This window comes from Larsenimonas salina, from assembly GCF_023736155.1.
Taxonomy (GTDB): Bacteria; Pseudomonadota; Gammaproteobacteria; order Pseudomonadales; family Halomonadaceae; genus Larsenimonas; species Larsenimonas salina.
The window spans coordinates 176,532-194,569 of record NZ_JAMLJJ010000002.1 but is presented as its reverse complement, the minus strand read 5'-3'; the positions used below and the strand labels follow the sequence as shown (position 1 = coordinate 194,569).

The following is an 18,038-nucleotide window of genomic DNA, read 5'->3' as shown; positions in this document are numbered from 1 at the left end:
CGCAACCGGCCCTAAAACGATCACGCCGCCTCGAACCTATCGAGGCGGCGTTTTTCATCCTGGCGTCGTCGTCACGACTCTGGCCACACGTCCTTGTCGATTCCCCCCTGACGCTTGAGCGCGGTCGGTGAAAAGACGGGCTCACGCACCCCGTCGCGGCGCTGGCGCTCGTAATCGTTAAGCACTCTCAGCGCCGTCGGCGCAAGCAGTACGATCGCAATCAGGTTGATGGTCGCCATCAGCCCCATCGCCAGATCGGCGAAATGCCAGATGAAGTCGAGTGAGGCCACCGCGCCGACCATCACCATTGAAAGCACCACCACCCGCAGGATCTGATCGGCCAGGCGTTTGTGGTTTGGAAACAGGTACTCGATGTTGATCGAGGAATAGGCGTAATCGGCAAGGATCGAGGTAAACGCGAACAGGAAAATCGCGACCGCGATAAACCAGGTGCCAAAGCTTCCCAAATGATCGCTCATGGCGTCCTGAGTCAGCTGAATGCCCTGAATATCGGCCCCAGGCGAGCCTGCCATCAACGTCTGATACACCCCGGACAGCAAGATCACCACCGCCGTACACGTGCAGATGATCAGGGTATCGCACACCACGCCAAACGACTGCACCAACCCCTGCGCCGCCGGGTGCTTGACCGAGGCGGTTGCGGCCGCGTTCGGCGCCGAGCCCATGCCGGCCTCGTTGGAGAAAAGACCGCGCTTGACGCCATTTTCCATCGCGGTCTTGATCGCAAACCCCGCCGCGCCGCCAACCGCCGGCCCGAAGCCAAAGGCGCTCTTGACGATCAACGCAAGCATCGCGGGCACCTCGGTGATGTTGACGGCCAGGATATAAAGCGCCACCAGCAGATACGCCACCGCCATCAACGGCACGATTTTCTCCGCCGCCCGCGCAACCGAGCGTACGCCGCCGTAAATGATCAGTGCGGTCAAGGCGACCAGCACAAGCCCGGTCACCCAGTCGGGAATCGAAAACGCGCTGTCCAGTGCCCGAGCAATGGTGTTGGACTGCGCCCCGCAAAACGCAAGGCCAAAGGCGATGATCAAAAAGACCGCGAACACACACCCAAGCCAGCGCTGCCCCAGCCCGCGTTCGATATAGTAGGCCGGGCCGCCGCGAAAGGCGCCGTCCTGGTGACGGGACTTGTACACCTGACCGAGCGTCGACTCGACGAACGCCGTGACAAGCCCCACGAGTGCTGTCACCCACATCCAGAAAATCGCCCCGGGCCCACCGACCCAAAGCGCCAGCGCCACGCCGGCCAGATTGCCGGTACCAACACGACCGGCAAGCGAGGTGGAAAACGCCTGAAACGCGCTCACACCCTCACCACTGCCTTGTCGGGTAAAGGTCACGCGCGCCATGTGGGTTAAAAGCCGAAACTGCATGCCGCGGGTCATGAGCGTGAACAGCACCCCCACGCCCAGCAGCAGATACACCAGAATAAATGACCAGATGAAATTGCTGATCGGGTCGGCCAGTGCGTTGAAGCCCCGCTCGAGGTCAAAGAGCCACTCCATGAACCTGCTCCTTACATTGTCTTATTGTTGTGATACCGCCTGCGCGGTGGGTCGAACCTCATTCAGCCTAGTCGATATGTCGGGCCGGGCGCGCAGCGCACTCGCCGGAGGTGGCCGCGACCACCTCAATCAGGCAACTGTTGGCGCCACAGCCCCAGGAGAGCGTCGAGCTCGGGCGATCCGCGGTCAGAACGTTGGGGTTGCCGGCGCACTCGAGCGGCGAACCGTTCTGTGCAAAAAGGCCCAACGCGTATTCAAGCCACGCCCCGGTCGGAAGCACGGCCACCCCGGGCATGAGCGTGTCTGATACCGAGAGCCCGGCCAGGCACGCGCCGCGGTCATTGAAGAGTTTCACGGTCTGGCCAGGGCGCAGGCCGCGCGCATCGGCGTCCTGGCGTGACAACGTCACGGCCTCACGCCCCTCGATCTTGTGCGCCGCGCTCTCGCCGACCGGATCCCCCTGACTGTGCAGCCGATGATGCGGCTGCGGTGACAGCAGATGCAGTGGAAAGCGGCGGGCGAGCGCGCCACCAAGCCACTCCTCCGGCGCCTGCCAGCGCGGGTGCGGGCCGCAGTCGATGCAGCCAAAGCCCTCGATCGTCTGACTGAACAGCTCGATTCGGCCCGACGGCGTCGACAGCGGCGCATGCTCGGGCGCGTCGATGAACGCCTTGAGCGGTACCGTGAGACGCTCGGGCTCGGCAGCTGTCAGCGACACCGCGCCATGTGCCTTGAACGTCTCGAACGAGGGAAGCTCGGGGTGGCGGGCCCGATAACCGCCGTAAAGCCGCTCGAGCCAGCCCTCGACCGTCAAGCCGTCCGTGAAGGCCGCTGCCTTGCCGCCGTGCGCGGCGATGGCAGTGCAGATGGCGTGGTCGGTACGCGCCTGCCCGCGGGGTTCATGCAGCGCGCTCGAATAGACCAGATGGCGATCAAACGATGAGCCTGCGATGTCGGCGCGCTCAGAAGGCAGCGTGACCGGCAGCACGATATCGGCGCGCCTTGCCGTCGCGCTCCAGACCGGCTCATGCACGACCACGGTTTCCGGGCGCTGCCAGAGCCCATGAAGGCGGTTCAGATCCTGATGATGGTGAAACGGATTGCCGCCCGCCCAGTAGACCAGCTTGATCTCGGGCAATGAGTGCGTCTCGCCGTTGAACAAAAGCGCCTCGCCGGGGCGGGCAAGCATCTCGCCAAGGGCGGCCACCGGTATCGCCTTCGTGACCGGGTTATGGCCCTGCGGTACGCCTGGCGCGGCCATCGCCGGGCCGCCCAGACCGACCGAATTGACCGAGCCCAGCCCGAAGGCCACGCCACCGCCGGGGGTTCCGATCGCACCCAGGTGCGAGGCCAGCGCGATGGCGGCCCAATAGGGCTGTTCGGCGAAGCGGGCGCGCTGAAGCGACCAGGACAGCGCAACCAGCGGGCGCGTGGCACGGGCAAGCCGCTCGGCCAGCCACTCGATCCGCGCTCTGGGCACGCCGGTAATGGCCTCGGCCCACGCCGCGGTCTTGGGGACACCGTCATCGCGGCCTTCAAGGTAACGGGCGAGCACGCCCCCACCGACACAAAATCGATTCACGAACGCACGATCAGCCCGGCCATGGTCAATCAGCCACGTGCACAGTGCGAGCAACAGCGCCGCATCGGTGGTCGGGCGAATCGGGACATGGTGAACGTTTGGAAAGTCGGGCGCGTCAGCAGCGTCCGGCGAGACCACGATCAAGGTCATGCCGCGCCGGCAGGCCCGCGCCAGGGCGCCTCTGGCCTCATGGCTCAGTACGCCGCCGGCGTCGCAGCGGGTGTTGCCCGCTCGAAAACCGCCGAACGCCACCATCAGGTCGGTGTGACGCTCGATGTGCGCCCACGCCGGGGCACAGGCATTGGTGCCCCCGTACTCCTGGCCCAGCACGTGCGGCACGATGACGGCGCCGGCTCCGTAGCTGTATGTGTGTTTCGAGCCGGTGAAGCCCCCATACAGATTCAACAGACGCTTGAGTTGGCTCTGGGCATGGTGGAACCGCCCGGCGCTGCCCCAGCCGTAACTGCCTGCGTAGATGGCCTCGTTGCCATGCGTCGTCGATACGCGCGTCAACTCATCGTGCACCAGACGCGTCGCCGCCGCCCAGCTGACCGGCTCGAACCGGTCCTCACCGCGCCGAGCGCCGCGATCCCCTTCGCGCCAGCCGACCCGCACCATCGGCGAGCTCACTCGAGCGCCATGCGTCTGAAGCGCGAGCATCGCCTCGGGGAGCGGATTGGGATTGAGATCAGACGAATAGGGGCCTGGCCCCCGGTCGGCGTCGGCAAGGGTACCCATGTGGGTCATGACGAGGGGCGTGCTAGGCTTGATCAAGGACATGGCGCATTACAACACTACAGGACAGGAGGAAGACACGGATGACGTCAATGACTGAGTTTCAGGCCTGGCTGGACGCCTTCACCACCCACTGGGTCAACGGGGACTCGCCCGGGCTTGCGGCGCTGTTCAGCGAGGATGTTCACTGCTATCTGACGCCGTTCGACCCGCCGCTCATTGGGCGGGAAGACGTCACGAGCTACTGGCTGGACACCGTCTGGAGCCGGGCGTCCTCGGCCCGGTTCAATGCCCAGGCGATCACCTTCGAGCGCAATGATCTGCACGCGCTTGGCTACGCACGCTGGCGGGCGAGCCTGCTCATGCACCCCAACGAGACCCACATCGATATGGACGGCGTGCTCCTGGCGCAGTTCAACGATGAAGGCGAATGCATGGCGTACCGGCAGTGGTGGCACCAGCACCAGAGTGCGGCGCCCCACTGGACCGACGAGCCGATCTAATCGGCTCGCGGGGGCTTAATGGCACGCGCCCCGAAGCCATTGAACGGCGTCTTCGAGCATATACCGCCCCTGATCGATGGCGCCGGCCATGACCGCACAGCTGTGGATCGTGCCAAGATAACGCCGCCAGGTAACACCAATGCCCTGCTGGGCGAGCCGCATGGCGAACACTTCGGCTTCATCGCAGAGCGGGTCGTGCTCGATGGAGGCCACAAACGATGGCGGCAGCCCCCACAGATCGTTCAGGAAAAACGGCGACGCCTTGGGGTGCTCCCAGTTGAGCCGCGGGTCATACATCAAGGCGAACTGGTTGAGCGAGGCGAGATCCAGACCGTTGCGCTCACCGAAGTGGCGCTTGGAGGGCGAATCCGGCGCTGGGCTGAGCTTCAACCATGGGTACAGAAGCAGTTGGCCGGCAAGCATCACATCATCGCGGCCGATGCTTCGATGGGCGAGCGTCACGGCGATATTGCCACCGGCGCTGTCACCCCCAACGATCAATCGCGACAGATCCACCTGATGATCGACCGGCGCCATCGTGATGGCGTCGAACACGGCCAGCGCGTCATCGTGCGCCGCGGGGAAGATTGCCTCCGGCGCCAACCGATAATCCACCGCAATTACCTGAACCTCCGCGTGATGACACAAAAAACGGCAAAGACCGTCATGCGTATCAAGATCGCCCACCACAAACCCACCGCCGTGAAAGTAGATCAGCGTGGGATAGCCGGTCTCGGGCGGCGTCTCGGAGGGCTGATAGGCGCGCACCGCAATATCACCACCCTCGCCTGCAATCGCGTACTCTTCCACCCGACCCACCTTTTCGGGCGCCAGGCCGTAGCGTTTGGATCGTTCCCGCGTTTGAGCCCGCAGATCGGCCGGCAGAAGACTGGGCTGCTTCGGCGCCAGCCGAGCGTCCTGTTCGAGCACATGACGAGATTGCGAATCAAGCCCCATACATTCCCCTCGGTTTATCGGACTCGTTGATCAAGCCCATTTAGCGTTTATTTATAACACCCTAGTTCGAGAGGAAAAAAACACCACAGGGGTTTGGTATCACGGCCGTAACAATGCTAATTAAAATTAAGAAAATACGCATAAAAAAGCGGGACCGGCACGACGCGCCCTACCCGCCCACGTCCCGCCTTGCCACTCAACTTCCAGACACACTTGGCACGCCCCCCATGCAGAAGTACTTGGTGTCCAGATACTCATCGAGCCCCAGGTGCCCACCTTCACGCCCGAGCCCCGACTGTTTGACGCCACCGAACGGCACCGGCGCGCCGGTCATCTTGAGCGTATTGACGCTGACCATGCCGTACTCGAGTCCGCGCAGGTATTTATAGATGCGGCGAATGTCATGGGTATAAACGTAGGCGGCAAGTCCGTATTCAGTGTCATTGGCACGCGAAATCACCTCATCGTCGTCATCGAAGGCGCACACCGCTGCCACTGGCGAGAACGTTTCCTCGCGAAAGACCCGCATGTCGGTCGTGATGTCGGCAAGAAGCGTCGGCATGAAGAAATTGGTGCCAGGCGCCATCGACTGATCTCCCGCGATCAACCGGGCTCCCTTGGCCACGCCATCGTCGACCAGCGCCCTGGCGGTATCGACCGCACGCGCATGAATCAATGGCCCGATGTCGACATCCATCACACCGTTGCCCACGTTCAGTTTCTTCATGCGGGCCGCAAAACACTCGATGAATCGCTCGTAAATGCTTGAATGCACGAAGATTCGATTGGCGGCCAAACAGTCCTGGCCTGCGGTCTGAAACTTGGCGGCGAGTGCGGCGGCGGCGGCCTCGTCAGGGTCCATGTCCGGGCCGACAATGAACGGCGCGTTGCCACCAAGCTCGAGCGCCACGCGCTTGACGCTCGACGCGCTTTGCTCGAGCAGCAGCTTGCCGACACGGGTCGAGCCGGTGAACGACACCGAGCGTACCCGCGCATCGGTGCAGAGCACCTCGGAGACCACTTCCGGCTCGCCCATCACGACATTGAATACGCCTCTAGGCGCCCCAGCCCGCTCGGCAAGTTCTGCAAGCGCCAGTGCGGAAAACGGCGTCTCGCCGGCCGGCTTGACCACTACCGGGCAGCCGGCTGCGAGCGCCGCGCCGGCCTTGCGCGTGATCATGGCCAACGGAAAGTTCCACGGAGTGAACATGGCCGAGATGCCGACCGGCTCCTTGATCGTGCCGAGCATCGCGTCCTCGAGATGGCTTGGAATCGTGGCGCCGTAGGCGCGCTTGCCCTCTTCGGCGAACCAGTGCAGAAAACTCGCGCCGTACTCGACCTCTCCCCGGGCGTCGCTCAGGGGTTTGCCCTGCTCGAGCGTCATGATGTTGGCCAGGTCGCGTTTGTGCTCATGCAGCAGACGACACCACGCGCTCAAGATTTCGGCGCGCCGATTGACCCCGAGCGCCCGCCACGCCGGAAAGGCACGCTCGGCGGCGGTCACGGCGTGGCTGATCTGCTCGCGCTCAAGCAGTGCGACATGCCCAAGGATTTCGCCAGTGGCCGGATCGTCCACGGCCAGATCGCGGCCCTGATCGCCTGCCATCCACTGCCCATCGATGTAGGCCAGTTCACGAAACAAGCGCGGATCATTCAATTCCATGCAACACCTCCGGATAAATGACGTGTATCACTCACCCTAGTGCATCCATGGACGCGACTTTTCCCGTTCGCGGGCGCGTTGCCACACACTTTTTCCGAAACGGGCAGAAATATTATGCATTTTTTCGGATGTACCGGTCAGGCCCTGAGGCCCGCTCACGGCGTCACACCGAGGGCGTGCGCGAACACCTCGAGCTGAGCATCGTGGATGCCGAGTGCACGAAGGTCGGTGACCGTATTGCTCAGATAGTCACGGCAGGTGCCAAGCGTTCCCGCCCCACGGGCCAGCATCTCGATGGTTTCCTCATCGGTGAGCTCGCCCACGAAACTTTCATCGTCTGAGTTGGCGATAAAGGCGATGGCCGAGAACAGCCCAGCCTCGCTCTCAAGACTCACCCAGCGTGGCACATAGGCACCGGTCAGCATTTCCCGGCGCCAGACCAGTAAAAGCTCGTGCTCGAGTTGATCGCCCGGGATTTCAAGCGCCATGCCCTGGCAGTGACCACCGTCGACCAGCCCAAGCATCAACCCTGACGCCTCAAGCGACCCGCGGCCGTGCTCAAAACGCAGACAAAAGGCTCGGTGATAGCCATGAAGGCGCACCGCCCGGCGCTCGCCGACCGCAACGCACGGGTTCCAGATCAAAGAGCCATAGGCAAAGAGGAATACTCCGTCGGTGTCGGTATCGACGGGCTTATGGTCAAGCAGCGTGCGAATCGAGGCGGTGAGCGCGGTATCGTCCAACGTCTCGATCTCTGGGTGGTGGCGCGCGAAATGTGCTCGGAGCTGGTCACGCTCGAGCACGTCCCGGGTAATGGAAAGCGATGGAATGGCGTTGCGTTCAGAACGGATCATGAGCCCTCCGGACAGTGCGTTCTTTCAGTGTGGTCCCAAACGCACGGTCCGAACAGCCGAGCCGGGTCAGGTGTCCAGTCGCTGACGGCGCAAAAGCGCGTGCAACGCGATGCCGCCGAAGGTGGCGGTGCCGATGCCATCGAGGGTGAACTGGCCCAGATGCAGTGAGAAGTTGCCCGCCCCCAGCACCAGAATCGCGGCAATCGTGATCAGATTGGCGTTGTCGCTCAGATCGACCTGATGCTGCACCCAGATGCGCGCACCCGCGACCGCAATAAGCCCGAACACCACGATCGATGCCCCGCCCATCACCGGGCCTGGAATAGTATGAATCAGTGCGCCGAACTTGGGCGAAAAGCCCATGACGATCGCGATCAGCGCCGCCGCCACGAAGATCAGCGTCGAATAGACCCGGGTGACGGCCATGACACCGATGTTCTCGGCGTAAGTGGTCACACCGGTACCGCCAACGCTTCCGGACAGCATGGTCGCAAGGCCATCGCCGACAAAGGCGCGGCCGGTATAGGGCGTCAGGTTGCGCCCGGTCATGGCACCGACGGCCTTGATGTGCCCAAGGTTTTCCGCCACCAGAATGACCGCGACCGGGGCGATCAGCCCGATTGCCCGCCACTCGAACACCGGCGCGGTGAACTGCGGTATGCCCCACCAGGGCGCCTCACTCACCGCACTGAAATCAATCGGTTTACCCAGCCCGACACCGTTGGCAGCGACCAGATAGACCAGATACGCCGCCACCAGCCCGACCAGGATCAGAGTACGCTGCAACACGCCACGGGTGAGCACCGCCGACCCGCCGATGCACAGTACCGTGGCCAGCGCCATCCAGCTTTCAAACGGTGAACCAGCCACACTCTTGACCGCCACGGGCGCCAGATTAAGCCCGATCATCATGACCACGGCCCCGGTGACCGCCGGCGGCATCAGCCGCTCGATCCAGCCGGTGCCGGTCGCCATCACCAGTGCCCCGATCAAAGCGTAGAGCGCGCCACAGGCAACGATGCCTCCAAGCGCCACCGCCAGGTTCGGATTGAGCCCCTCACCGCCATAGCCGGTGGCGGCCATCACCACACCGATAAACGCAAAGCTCGAGCCGAGATAGCTCGGCACACGCCCACCCACCAGCACGAAGAACAAGAGCGTTCCAATGCCGGACATGAACACGGCCAGGTTCGGGTCAAAGCCCATCAGAAGCGGCGCAAGCACCGTCGAGCCGAACATGGCTACGGTGTGCTGAAGCCCCATGATCAGTGTTTGCGGGGCAGATAGACGCTCATCCGGCGCGACAAGTGTTGTCTCCGAGGCGCCGACTTTCGTCCAGTGAGGGAACCAGGACCCTGGCATGGTAGAACTCCGAATGAAGGTAACAGGAAGGCCGCCGACGAGCGCCGAGGCGGCGTCATGATACCTCAACCATCGCGTTTCGAAAGACGCGCCGCGCCAGTGCGCCTAGATCATTCCCTGCGCCCGGAGTGTTGCCAGATAACGGCGATAGGCCACCTCATAGGCCTCGACCCGCTCACGCACAGGCGCCGCCGAGGTCGCCTCATCAAGCGACACCGCCTTCACGCACAGGTCTGAAAGCGCCACAGGCTCTCCCTGATCGTTCAGATGACACCACTGCGCCTGAAGGGCCGCACCGAACGCGGCCGCTTCACCGATGCGCGGGCAGACCACCGGCGTGTTCATGACATCGGCCACCATCTGGCGCCACTGCGGGCTTTTCGCGCCGCCGCCGACGAGTCGAATCTCGCTGGGCTTAAGCCCCTGCGCCGAGAGCAGGTCAAGCCCATAGCGAAGCCCGAAAGTCGCGCCTTCCATCACCGCCCGGCACAGGTTGTCACCGGTGGTGTTGTTTGATGAGAGCCCGAGAAAACTTGCGGTGGCGTCCGGCAGACGTGGCACGCGCTCGCCGTTGAAAAACGGCAGTACCTGTACGCCCTGCGCGCCGATCGGGCTGCGCTCGAGCGCCGCGCCGAAGTCCTCGAGCGAGCACCCTAGAAGCGCGCGCACCTGCTCGGTGGCCGAGGTCACGTTCATGGTGCAGATCAGCGGCAGCCAGTTGCCGTGGCTCGAACAGAAATTGGCCGCCAGACCGTTGTCGGTAATCACGGGGGCGTCCGAGCAGCCATAGACAGTGCCGGAGGTGCCCAGGCTCATGGTGAGCGCGCCGGGGGTGATGTTGCCCGTACCGATGGCGCCCATCATGTTGTCGCCGCCTCCGCTTGAAACCAGCACCGACGGCTCGAGCCCGAGCCGCGCGGCAAGGTCCGGACGCAGACGCCCCACCGGCGAGCACGCCTCAATCAGCCGCGGCAGCACGTGACCGGCATCAAGCTCCGGGGCGAGGCGCTCGAACACGTCCGTTGCCCACTCACGCGTTCGGGTATCGAAGTAGCCGGTGCCCGAGGCGTCACCGAATTCGGCGGTGCGCTCGCCGGTCAGGTAGAAATTAAGATAATCGTGGGGCAGCAGCACACAGTCGATGCGCCGGTAGGCGTCGGGGTGGTGCGCCCTGAGCCAGGCAAGCTTCGGCGCGGTGTAGCCCGGCTGGGGGATGATGCCCAGCCGGTCGAGACACCCCTGCTCCCCGCCCAACTGCTCGATCAGCGCCTCGCATTCCCGGTAGGCCTCGGTATCGTTCCAGAGCTTGGCGGGATAGACCGGCACGCCCGCCTTATCGAGCGCGACCATGCCGTGCTGCTGGCCCGAGACGCCCATGGCACGAATCGCCCGGCCGTCGATGTTGGCGCTTGAGAGCGCTTGGGCAAGCGCATGCTCGAACGCCTCGACCCACCAGGCCGGATCCTGCTCGCGACGGCCATTCGCCTCGCTGATCAAGCGGTGGGCACCTCGGCCCTCGCCGATCACGCGCCCGGCATCCGGGTCGAACACCACGACTTTGGTGCTTTGTGTGCCGCAATCCACGCCAAGATACATGCTGCCTCCCCGGCCTAGCGTTTCTGGAGTGCGTCGAGCGTCGCCCGTGCACCGCCGGTATGCAGACGCTCGAGCGCCCAGAGGTAGGCCTCGACAAAGCGCGGCTCATCGATCAGATCGCCGAACACGTCGCGATTTCTGAGAAACGACAGCGCGTCGTCCCGGTTTTTCGCGGCGCTGGCCATCAGGTCGTCTTTCAGCCGATCGACGATATCGATCGGCGCGCCGTCTTCATCGACGCCTTCGGCGTAGCGGGCCCAGCTCGCAACGACTGCCGCCGAGCGCGCGATATCGCCGTCACGCTCGAGCTGTTCGCGCACGACCGGCAACAGCCACTTGGGGATTCGATCCGAACTCTCGGCGCAGAGTCGCGCCAGGGTGTCGCGAATTTCGGGGTTGGCGAAACGCTCGATCAACGTGTGCTTGTAAGCCTCGAGATCCACCCCCGGCACCGGCGACAGCGTCGGCGTGGCTTCCTCGTTCATGTAATCGAGCAGGAACTCGACGAAGAGCGGGTCTTGGCAAACCTCGTGGGCGTAGCGGTAACCCGCCAGATAACCGAAGTAGGTCAGTGCCTGATGGCTTGCGTTCAAAAGACGCAGCTTCATCAGCTCGTACGGCATGACGTTATCGACGACCTGCACCCCGACCGCGTCGAACGGCGGGCGGCCTTGGTTAAAGTGGTCCTCGAGCACCCATTGCGTGAACGGCTCGCACACCACCGGCCAGCGATCAGTAATGCCAAAACGCTGTTCAAGCGCCTGACGGTCCTCATCGGTGGTAACCGGTGTGATGCGATCGACCATCGAGTTGGGGAAGCACACGGTCTCTTTCATCCAGCGCGCTACCTCCGGCGCCTTGAGCTCGGCAAACGCCGTGAATATCGTGCGCGCCACATCGCCGTTGCCCTGGATGTTGTCACACGACATCACGGTAAAGGGCGCAAGGCCCCGCTCCAGGCGCCGCCTTAACGCCTCGCACACCAGGCCAAAGGTGGTCTTGGGCGTGGCACCGGGCTCGAGGTCGTGCTGTATGTCCGGGGCAGCCGTATTGAACTCGCCGGTCACGTGATGCAGGTTGTAGCCGCCTTCGGTCACTGTCAGCGACACGATACGAATGGCTTCGCTTGCCATGCGCTCGATCACCGCTTCGGGATCGCTCGGTGCGTACATGTAATCGACGATCGAGCCGATCACCCGGGCGTCATAGTTGCCGTCGGGGTGCTTGACCACCAGCGTGTACAGCCCGTCCTGGGCCTCGAGCGCCTCCTGCATGCGGGTGTCGCCCGGCATGACGCCAACGCCGCAAATGCCCCAGTCGAGCGCGCGGCCCTCGTTCATCAGTTGATCCAGGTACATGGCCTGGTGGGCGCGGTGAAAGCCACCGACCCCGAAGTGCATGATGCCGACCGAGACCTGACTGCGGTCATAGGTCGGGCGAGCAACGTTTTCAAGCGCTGCGAGGTGCTCGTTGGAAAGCGTGGGCATGATCGGACTCCGTGGCCGTCGTTTGAAAATAAAGGCGCTCAGGCCGTCTCTGTGCGGTGTTCATGGCGGGGCAGCGCCTGCTCGGTCTCAGCATCGAACAGGTGCAGCCGGGCGCTGTCGCAGGTCAGCATGATCGCATCCCCCATTCGAACCGAGGTGTCGCCCTCGAGCTGCGCCGTGATGCGGTGTCCATCGACCTCGAGCTGCACCATGGTGACCGACCCAAGCGGCTCGACCACGTCGATTTCCCCCTTGATCAAGTTGGCGGCCGCCTCGTCGGTGGTGAGGACCAGATGCTCCGGGCGCACACCGACCATCAGGTCACGGCCCTTATGCGCCTCGATCGACTGACGCTCGGAGGAGGCCACCATGCGGGCGGTCTGGCCGGTGAGGGTCTTGCCGTCACCGCCCAGTGTCATCTTCAGGAAGTTCATTGAGGGCGTACCGATAAAGCCTGCCACGAAGACGTTGTTCGGGGCGTGATACAGCGCGTTCGGGGTGTCGATCTGCTGAATGTGACCATCACGCATGACGACGATTCGCTCGCCCATCGTCATCGCTTCGGTCTGATCGTGGGTCACATAAAACGTGGTCACCCCGAGCTTTCGGTGCAGCTTGATGATCTCGGCGCGCATATCGACCCGGAGCATTGCATCGAGGTTCGACAGCGGCTCATCCATCAGAAACACCTGCGGGTCACGCACGATCGCCCGGCCCAGCGCCACGCGCTGACGCTGGCCGCCGGACAGCGCCCGCGGCTTTCGATCCAGAAGATGCGTGATGTCGAGGATGCTGGCGGCGTCGTTCACACGCTGCTCGATCTCCGGTTTCGGCACCTTCTTGAGACTGAGCGCGAACGCCATGTTGTCGTAGACCGTCATGTGCGGGTACAGCGCGTAGCTTTGAAACACCATCGCGATGTCACGGTCCCGCGCGGCCACCTGACTGACGTCGCGCCCATCGATACGAATCTCGCCGTCGGTGTTGGCCTCGAGCCCCGCAATCATTCGCATGGTGGTGGATTTACCACACCCGGACGGCCCGACCAGTACGATGAATTCCCCGTCACGGGTGGTTAGATTGAAATTTTCGACCGCGTTGGCCGCCTTCGCGTTTTTGTGGGCACCACCATAGTTCTTGGCCACGCCCTTGAGTTCCACGACCGCCATTTCGACTCTCCTTGATCCAGTGGGCGACGCCGCCCGTTATTCAGTGTGCGTGAGCGCTATTTGACGGCGCCGAACGTCAGGCCGCGAACCATCTGCTTCTGGGCGAACCAGCCCAGCACGATGATCGGCGCAACCGTCATGACCGAGGCGGCGGACATCTTGGCCCAGAAAAGCCCCTCGGCGCTTTTGAACGAGGCGATGAAGGCCGCAAGTGTGGCTGCGTTGTGGTCGGCCATCGTCAGACTCCAGAACGACTCGTTCCAGGCAAGAATCAGGGCCAGAAGCCCGGTGGAGGCAAGCCCCGGCAACGCCAGTGGCAGAATGACGCGAAACATGGTCGCAAGCGTGCTGGCGCCATCGATCTCGGCGGCCTCGACGATGTCCTTGGGTACATCCTTGAAGTAGGAGTACACCATCCACACCATGATCGGGAGGTTCATCCCGACGAACAGCGCAATCAACCCCCAGTTGTTGTCGATCAGCCCGAGCGTCTTGTAGACCAGAAAGATCGGAATCAAGACGCCGACCGCCGGGATAAACTTGGTCGAGACCATCCACACCAGTGTGAAATCGGTGCGCTTGGAGGGATAGAACGCCATCGCATACGCCGCCGGGATCGCAAGCGCCAGCCCGATCAACGTCGACATCACCGAGGTGAAGAGCGAGTTAAAGGCGTAGTGCCAGTAACCGGCGTTTTGTGAAAGCGCGGTCTTGAAGCTTTCAAGCGTGGGTGTGAACACGAATTCCGGCACCATCGAAAAGGCCGACTGCTCGGTCTTGAGCGCGGTAAGCACCATCCAGAGGATCGGGAAGAACATCACGATCGCGACCAGCCAGCCTATGACGGCAAGCCCGAGTGAGGATTTCTGTTCCATCAGCGCTGCCCTCCGGCGTTGAGGTTGCCTGCCACAAATCGAATCAAAAAGAACGCGAAGATATTGGCCAGAATGACCGCGGCGATGGCTGCCGCCGATGAAAGCCCAATGTCGTACTGGAAGAACGCGTTCTGATAGATGTAGTACGGCAGATTGGTGGTCGCGGTGCCCGGGCCGCCACTGGTGGTGGCGTAGATTTCAGCGAACGAGGTCAAAAAGAAGATGCTCTCGAGCATGACGACCACGTACAGCACCTGACCCAGGTGTGGAATCACGATGTGACGAAACTCCTGCAGGCGGCTCGCGCCGTCGAGGCGCACCGCCTCGATCTGGTCTTCCGGCAGCGACTGCAACCCGGTCAGAAGAATCAGGAGCGCGAACGGCGTCCACTCCCAGGAAATCATCAAAATCACCGAGAACATCGGGTAGTGAGCGAACCAGTCAATGGGCTCGAAGCCAAGCGTGCGCATCGCCCAGGAGACGATGCCATAGACCGGGTGCAGCAGCATGTTCTTGAACAAGAGCCCGGTCACCACCGGCATGACAAAAAACGGCGAGATCGCAAGCGTGCGGGCAACGCCGCGGCCGAGAAAGGTCTTGTTGAATAGAAGCGCCAGTACCAGTCCGAGCGAGACCGTGATGGCCAGACACGCCATGACCAGCGTCAGCGTGTGGCCGAGAGCGGCCCAAAAGGTGCCATCGGTCAAAAGGATCTCGAAGTTGCCAAGCCCTGCGAACCCGCGCATGGTCGGCATCATCAAATTGTAGTTTTCAAACGCGTAGTAGACGGTCATTGCCAGCGGCACGATCATCCACACCATCAAAAAGAGCACGGCGGGCGCCATCAGGCGCTTGACGGGCGGGCCATGGCGCTTGGCCCCCTGGTGCGAGGCGGTGTCGCCGGCGTTCGCCACTGCATCATTACTCATGAGTTGCTGCGCCTCCAAAGCGCACATCGCGATCGAGTGAGTTCATGAAAGGCCCCAACGGTCGCCGCCGGGACCTAAGCATTCGGACTACTTGGTGTAGCCAGAGCGCTCCATGATGCGTGTGGTGAACTGCTGGGCCTGTTCAAGGCCCTGATCCACACTCATCTGACCGGAGGCAATGCCAGCAAGAAGCTGACCGACCCGCGTGCCGATGGCCTGGAACTGGGGAATACTGATGAACTGGATGCCGGTATAGGGCACCGGATCCGCTGTGGGGTTGGAGGTATCTGCAGTTTCAATCGCTTTTTGCACGAAGCTCGAGAACGGCGCGACCTTTTGATAGTCCGCGCTTTCGTAGGTTGACTTGCGGGTACCGGGAGGAACGCCAAGCCAGCCTTTTTCATCGGCGACGTCCTGGATGTAGTCTTCAGAGGTTGCCCAGCTCACGAATTTCTGAGCAGCATCAGGATGGGCGGCAGACTTGGGCACGGCCAACGCCCAGGCGTAAAGCCAGTTGGTGCCGTTGGTGGTTTCCTGATAGGGCGCCTGAGCGAAGCCAACGCTTTCGGCGACGTTCGAGACCTTGGGGTCGGAGACGTAGCTTGCAGCGACCGTCGAATCCACCCACATCGCGCACTGACCGTTGGAGAACATGGTTTCCGATTCGGTAAACCCGTTGGAGGTCACGCCCGGCGGGCCATACTTCGTGACTAGCGTCTTGTAGGTCTCTGCGGCGTTCTTCCAGGCCGGTGTGGTCAACTGTGCGTTCCAGTCCTGATCGAACCAGCGCCCACCAAAGCCGTTGACCATGGTGCCGAACAGGGCCATGTTCTGCCCCCAGCCGGGAAGCCCGCGCAGACAGATGCCGTAGGTGCCGTTGGAGGCGTCCGTGAGCTTGGCGGCATAATCCTCGATCTGAGACCAGGTCGGGCGCTCGGGCATGTCGAGCCCTGCCTTTTTGAACAGATCCTTGCGATAATAGGTCATCGACGATTCGGCGTAGAACGGCAGCGCATAGAGGGTGCCATCGACGGACAAGCCCTTTCGAACCGTAGGCTCCAAATCATCGACGTTGTAGGCATCCGGCAGATCGTCCATCGGGCGAAGCCATTCGTTCTTGGCCCAGATTGGCGTTTCATAGTTACTGACGGTAATGACGTCATACTGGCCGCCACCGCTTGCGATGTCAGTGGTGATCTTCTGTCGCAGCTCGTTTTCAGGCAGCGTCACGAAGTTGACATGGACGCCAGGATTGGCCTTTTCAAACGTACCCGCCATTTTCTGAAGGGTTACCATATCGGGGTTATTGACGGTGGCGACCGTGATTGTGGTATCCGCCAGTGCGCTGCCTGCCATTGCCGAGCCAATCAGCCCGGCACTCGTGACGATCAATGCCCATTTCATGATCTGCGTCTCCTTTATCGTTCTTTATGACGCTGGCTCACTCTCGCGCGTAGGGCGTTGAGACGATTCAGCATCGAGTAGGGAGAGCATGAACCTGGACACAAAATGATTCACTTATCATTTGGTATCATAACTAAACCATAAAAAATCTCATTAAAGCCCCCCTAAATGAGCATCAAAGGAACACAGATCGGCGCATATGATCATAAAATATAGTTAAAAATCAACAACTTGAAACAGAATAGTCGCTTAATCTCGTCGCACACCGGATCGAACACCAGCCCGATGATAAAAATGATACTCTTGGATAAAACGGCCATTGATGCGGCTGAAACTTTCTCAATGGACTCCCTCTATGTGCGCTTCTTCTCGTATCACTCTTGACGCTGTCGCTGACGCCGCCGGTGTCAGCCGGATTACCGTATCCCGAGCGTTCTCGAACCCCGAACGGCTGCGAACGGACACGCTCGATCACGTACTGCGTACGGCCGCCGAGCTTGGCTATCGCCCCAAGCGTGCGCCCGCCTCGACCCAGAACGCGCCCACAGCACGGCGGATCGGGGTAGTCAGCCCCGACATGGACAATCCGTTCTTCGGTCGAATCGCAAGTTCGATCAATCGCCTGGGGTTTGAGGAAGACATCGATATCGTGATGTATGACTCATTCGAGTCAGAGGCTCAGGAAAACCGGATCATTCATCGTCTGATCGCGCAGAAGGTCGATGCCATCATCCTGTCGGTCATCTCATCCGATGTGATGTATCAGACTCGACAGCCACAGTGGCTTGAGGCCCTTGAGGCGGCGCGGATTCCGTTGATCCTGGTGGACCGTGAAATCAATGTGCCGCATTTCGGGGGGGTCTATATAGACAACCTGGACTGCGGGTATCAGGCGGGGCGATGGATGATCGATCAGTCCATCGACGACGTCCTGGTGGTGTCCGGCCCCTCGGACTCGCTGGTGTCCATTGGCCGCACGTCAGGCATACGCGAAGCGCTGGGGAGTGCAGCTCAGGTCGACGTCCGCTACGCGGATTTCACGATGGACCCAGCGTATCACCTCATGAAACAGCGTCTGCAGGAAGCCCCGCCCCCGAAGGGGATTATCGGCATCAACAATCAGATTTCACTGGGCATTCTGAAAGCCTGCGCGGAACAAAAGCTTTACCCGGGGCGCGGCATCACCCTTTTCAGCATCGATGAGGTTGGTCTTGCCGATGTGTTCGGGATGCATATTCCCTGCATGCGGCTTGATACCGACGAAATGGCGGCGAGGGCTCTGTCCATGGCGCTTCAGGCGACGCGCCATGATGTGGGAGGAGGTACGCGAATGATTGTTCGTGGAAAGCTAAAGCCCTGAACCTGTTCAAGTTCGAGGCGGATCAGG

At 62.0% G+C, this 18,038-nt stretch carries 14 protein-coding genes; 2 read left to right on the top strand and 12 right to left on the bottom strand.

Going from position 1 to position 18,038, the window contains the following annotated elements; translation table 11 throughout:
* Window positions 1–71: 71 nt before the first annotated feature.
* On the bottom strand, window positions 72–1,535 hold the full coding sequence (locus NAT23_RS06130; RefSeq protein ID WP_251926429.1) for an alanine/glycine:cation symporter family protein: 1,464 nt from the start codon (window positions 1,533–1,535) through the stop codon (window positions 72–74).
* Window positions 1,536–1,602: 67 nt separating this feature from the next.
* Window positions 1,603–3,864 (bottom strand): molybdopterin-dependent oxidoreductase, encoded by a 2,262-nt coding sequence (locus tag NAT23_RS06125; RefSeq protein ID WP_251926427.1) that lies wholly within the window; start codon window positions 3,862–3,864, stop codon window positions 1,603–1,605.
* A gap of 71 nt (window positions 3,865–3,935) precedes the next feature.
* Here NAT23_RS06125 and NAT23_RS06120 point away from each other — a divergent pair, with 71 nt between their 5' ends.
* Window positions 3,936–4,355, top strand: a complete 420-nt coding sequence (locus NAT23_RS06120) for a nuclear transport factor 2 family protein (RefSeq protein WP_251926425.1) — start codon at window positions 3,936–3,938, stop codon at window positions 4,353–4,355.
* A 15-nt stretch (window positions 4,356–4,370) separates the two neighbouring features.
* Here the strand turns inward: NAT23_RS06120 and NAT23_RS06115 are convergent, their stop codons facing one another.
* The 10 genes from NAT23_RS06115 to NAT23_RS06070 form a co-directional block, all read right to left on the bottom strand.
* A complete protein-coding gene (locus NAT23_RS06115; RefSeq protein ID WP_251926420.1) occupies window positions 4,371–5,312 on the bottom strand; it encodes an alpha/beta hydrolase in 942 nt (313 codons plus the stop codon).
* 196 nt (window positions 5,313–5,508) lie between these two features.
* A complete protein-coding gene (locus NAT23_RS06110) occupies window positions 5,509–6,975 on the bottom strand; it encodes an NAD-dependent succinate-semialdehyde dehydrogenase (protein ID WP_251926419.1) in 1,467 nt (488 codons plus the stop codon).
* 155 nt (window positions 6,976–7,130) lie between these two features.
* The gene (locus NAT23_RS06105) at window positions 7,131–7,829 is read right to left on the bottom strand and encodes a gamma-glutamylcyclotransferase (RefSeq protein WP_251926418.1); all 699 of its coding nucleotides are present in this window, start codon (window positions 7,827–7,829) and stop codon (window positions 7,131–7,133) included.
* Window positions 7,830–7,895: 66 nt separating this feature from the next.
* The gene (locus NAT23_RS06100) at window positions 7,896–9,191 is read right to left on the bottom strand and encodes a solute carrier family 23 protein (RefSeq protein ID WP_251926415.1); all 1,296 of its coding nucleotides are present in this window, start codon (window positions 9,189–9,191) and stop codon (window positions 7,896–7,898) included.
* Between the two features lie 105 nt (window positions 9,192–9,296).
* Complete coding sequence (gene xylB / locus NAT23_RS06095) at window positions 9,297–10,787, bottom strand: xylulokinase (RefSeq protein ID WP_251926414.1); 1,491 nt, start codon at window positions 10,785–10,787, stop codon at window positions 9,297–9,299.
* Between the two features lie 14 nt (window positions 10,788–10,801).
* Window positions 10,802–12,274: a mannitol dehydrogenase family protein gene (locus NAT23_RS06090; RefSeq protein ID WP_251926413.1), complete on the bottom strand. Its 1,473-nt coding sequence runs from the start codon at window positions 12,272–12,274 to the stop codon at window positions 10,802–10,804.
* A gap of 38 nt (window positions 12,275–12,312) precedes the next feature.
* The gene (locus NAT23_RS06085; protein WP_251926412.1) at window positions 12,313–13,443 is read right to left on the bottom strand and encodes an ABC transporter ATP-binding protein; all 1,131 of its coding nucleotides are present in this window, start codon (window positions 13,441–13,443) and stop codon (window positions 12,313–12,315) included.
* A gap of 56 nt (window positions 13,444–13,499) precedes the next feature.
* Window positions 13,500–14,318 (bottom strand): carbohydrate ABC transporter permease, encoded by an 819-nt coding sequence (locus tag NAT23_RS06080; protein ID WP_251926411.1) that lies wholly within the window; start codon window positions 14,316–14,318, stop codon window positions 13,500–13,502.
* The gene (locus NAT23_RS06075; protein ID WP_251593563.1) at window positions 14,318–15,163 is read right to left on the bottom strand and encodes a carbohydrate ABC transporter permease; all 846 of its coding nucleotides are present in this window, start codon (window positions 15,161–15,163) and stop codon (window positions 14,318–14,320) included. The genes NAT23_RS06080 and NAT23_RS06075 overlap by 1 nt, the downstream gene beginning before the upstream one ends.
* Window positions 15,164–15,334: 171 nt before the next feature.
* Complete coding sequence (locus tag NAT23_RS06070; RefSeq protein WP_251926409.1) at window positions 15,335–16,651, bottom strand: ABC transporter substrate-binding protein; 1,317 nt, start codon at window positions 16,649–16,651, stop codon at window positions 15,335–15,337.
* A 355-nt stretch (window positions 16,652–17,006) separates the two neighbouring features.
* Between NAT23_RS06070 and NAT23_RS06065 the strand changes: the two genes are divergently transcribed.
* Complete coding sequence (locus NAT23_RS06065; RefSeq protein ID WP_251926399.1) at window positions 17,007–18,011, top strand: LacI family DNA-binding transcriptional regulator; 1,005 nt, start codon at window positions 17,007–17,009, stop codon at window positions 18,009–18,011.
* Window positions 18,012–18,038: the final 27 nt, after the last annotated feature.

Excerpts from the sequence above, each read along its gene's own strand:
- NAT23_RS06130 (WP_251926429.1), bottom strand. The coding sequence starts at position 1,535 with ATGGAGTGGCTCTTTGACCTCGAGCGGGGCTTCAACGCACTGGCCGAC.
- NAT23_RS06125 (WP_251926427.1), bottom strand. The coding sequence starts at position 3,864 with ATGACCCACATGGGTACCCTTGCCGACGCCGACCGGGGGCCAGGCCCC.
- NAT23_RS06120 (WP_251926425.1), top strand. The coding sequence starts at position 3,936 with ATGACGTCAATGACTGAGTTTCAGGCCTGGCTGGACGCCTTCACCACC.
- NAT23_RS06115 (WP_251926420.1), bottom strand. The coding sequence starts at position 5,312 with ATGGGGCTTGATTCGCAATCTCGTCATGTGCTCGAACAGGACGCTCGG.
- NAT23_RS06110 (WP_251926419.1), bottom strand. The coding sequence starts at position 6,975 with ATGGAATTGAATGATCCGCGCTTGTTTCGTGAACTGGCCTACATCGAT.
- NAT23_RS06105 (WP_251926418.1), bottom strand. The coding sequence starts at position 7,829 with ATGATCCGTTCTGAACGCAACGCCATTCCATCGCTTTCCATTACCCGG.
- NAT23_RS06100 (WP_251926415.1), bottom strand. The coding sequence starts at position 9,191 with ATGCCAGGGTCCTGGTTCCCTCACTGGACGAAAGTCGGCGCCTCGGAG.
- xylB (WP_251926414.1), bottom strand. The coding sequence starts at position 10,787 with ATGTATCTTGGCGTGGATTGCGGCACACAAAGCACCAAAGTCGTGGTG.
- NAT23_RS06090 (WP_251926413.1), bottom strand. The coding sequence starts at position 12,274 with ATGCCCACGCTTTCCAACGAGCACCTCGCAGCGCTTGAAAACGTTGCT.
- NAT23_RS06085 (WP_251926412.1), bottom strand. The coding sequence starts at position 13,443 with ATGGCGGTCGTGGAACTCAAGGGCGTGGCCAAGAACTATGGTGGTGCC.
- NAT23_RS06080 (WP_251926411.1), bottom strand. The coding sequence starts at position 14,318 with ATGGAACAGAAATCCTCACTCGGGCTTGCCGTCATAGGCTGGCTGGTC.
- NAT23_RS06075 (WP_251593563.1), bottom strand. The coding sequence starts at position 15,163 with ATGGCGCCCGCCGTGCTCTTTTTGATGGTGTGGATGATCGTGCCGCTG.
- NAT23_RS06070 (WP_251926409.1), bottom strand. The coding sequence starts at position 16,651 with ATGAAATGGGCATTGATCGTCACGAGTGCCGGGCTGATTGGCTCGGCA.
- NAT23_RS06065 (WP_251926399.1), top strand. The coding sequence starts at position 17,007 with ATGTGCGCTTCTTCTCGTATCACTCTTGACGCTGTCGCTGACGCCGCC.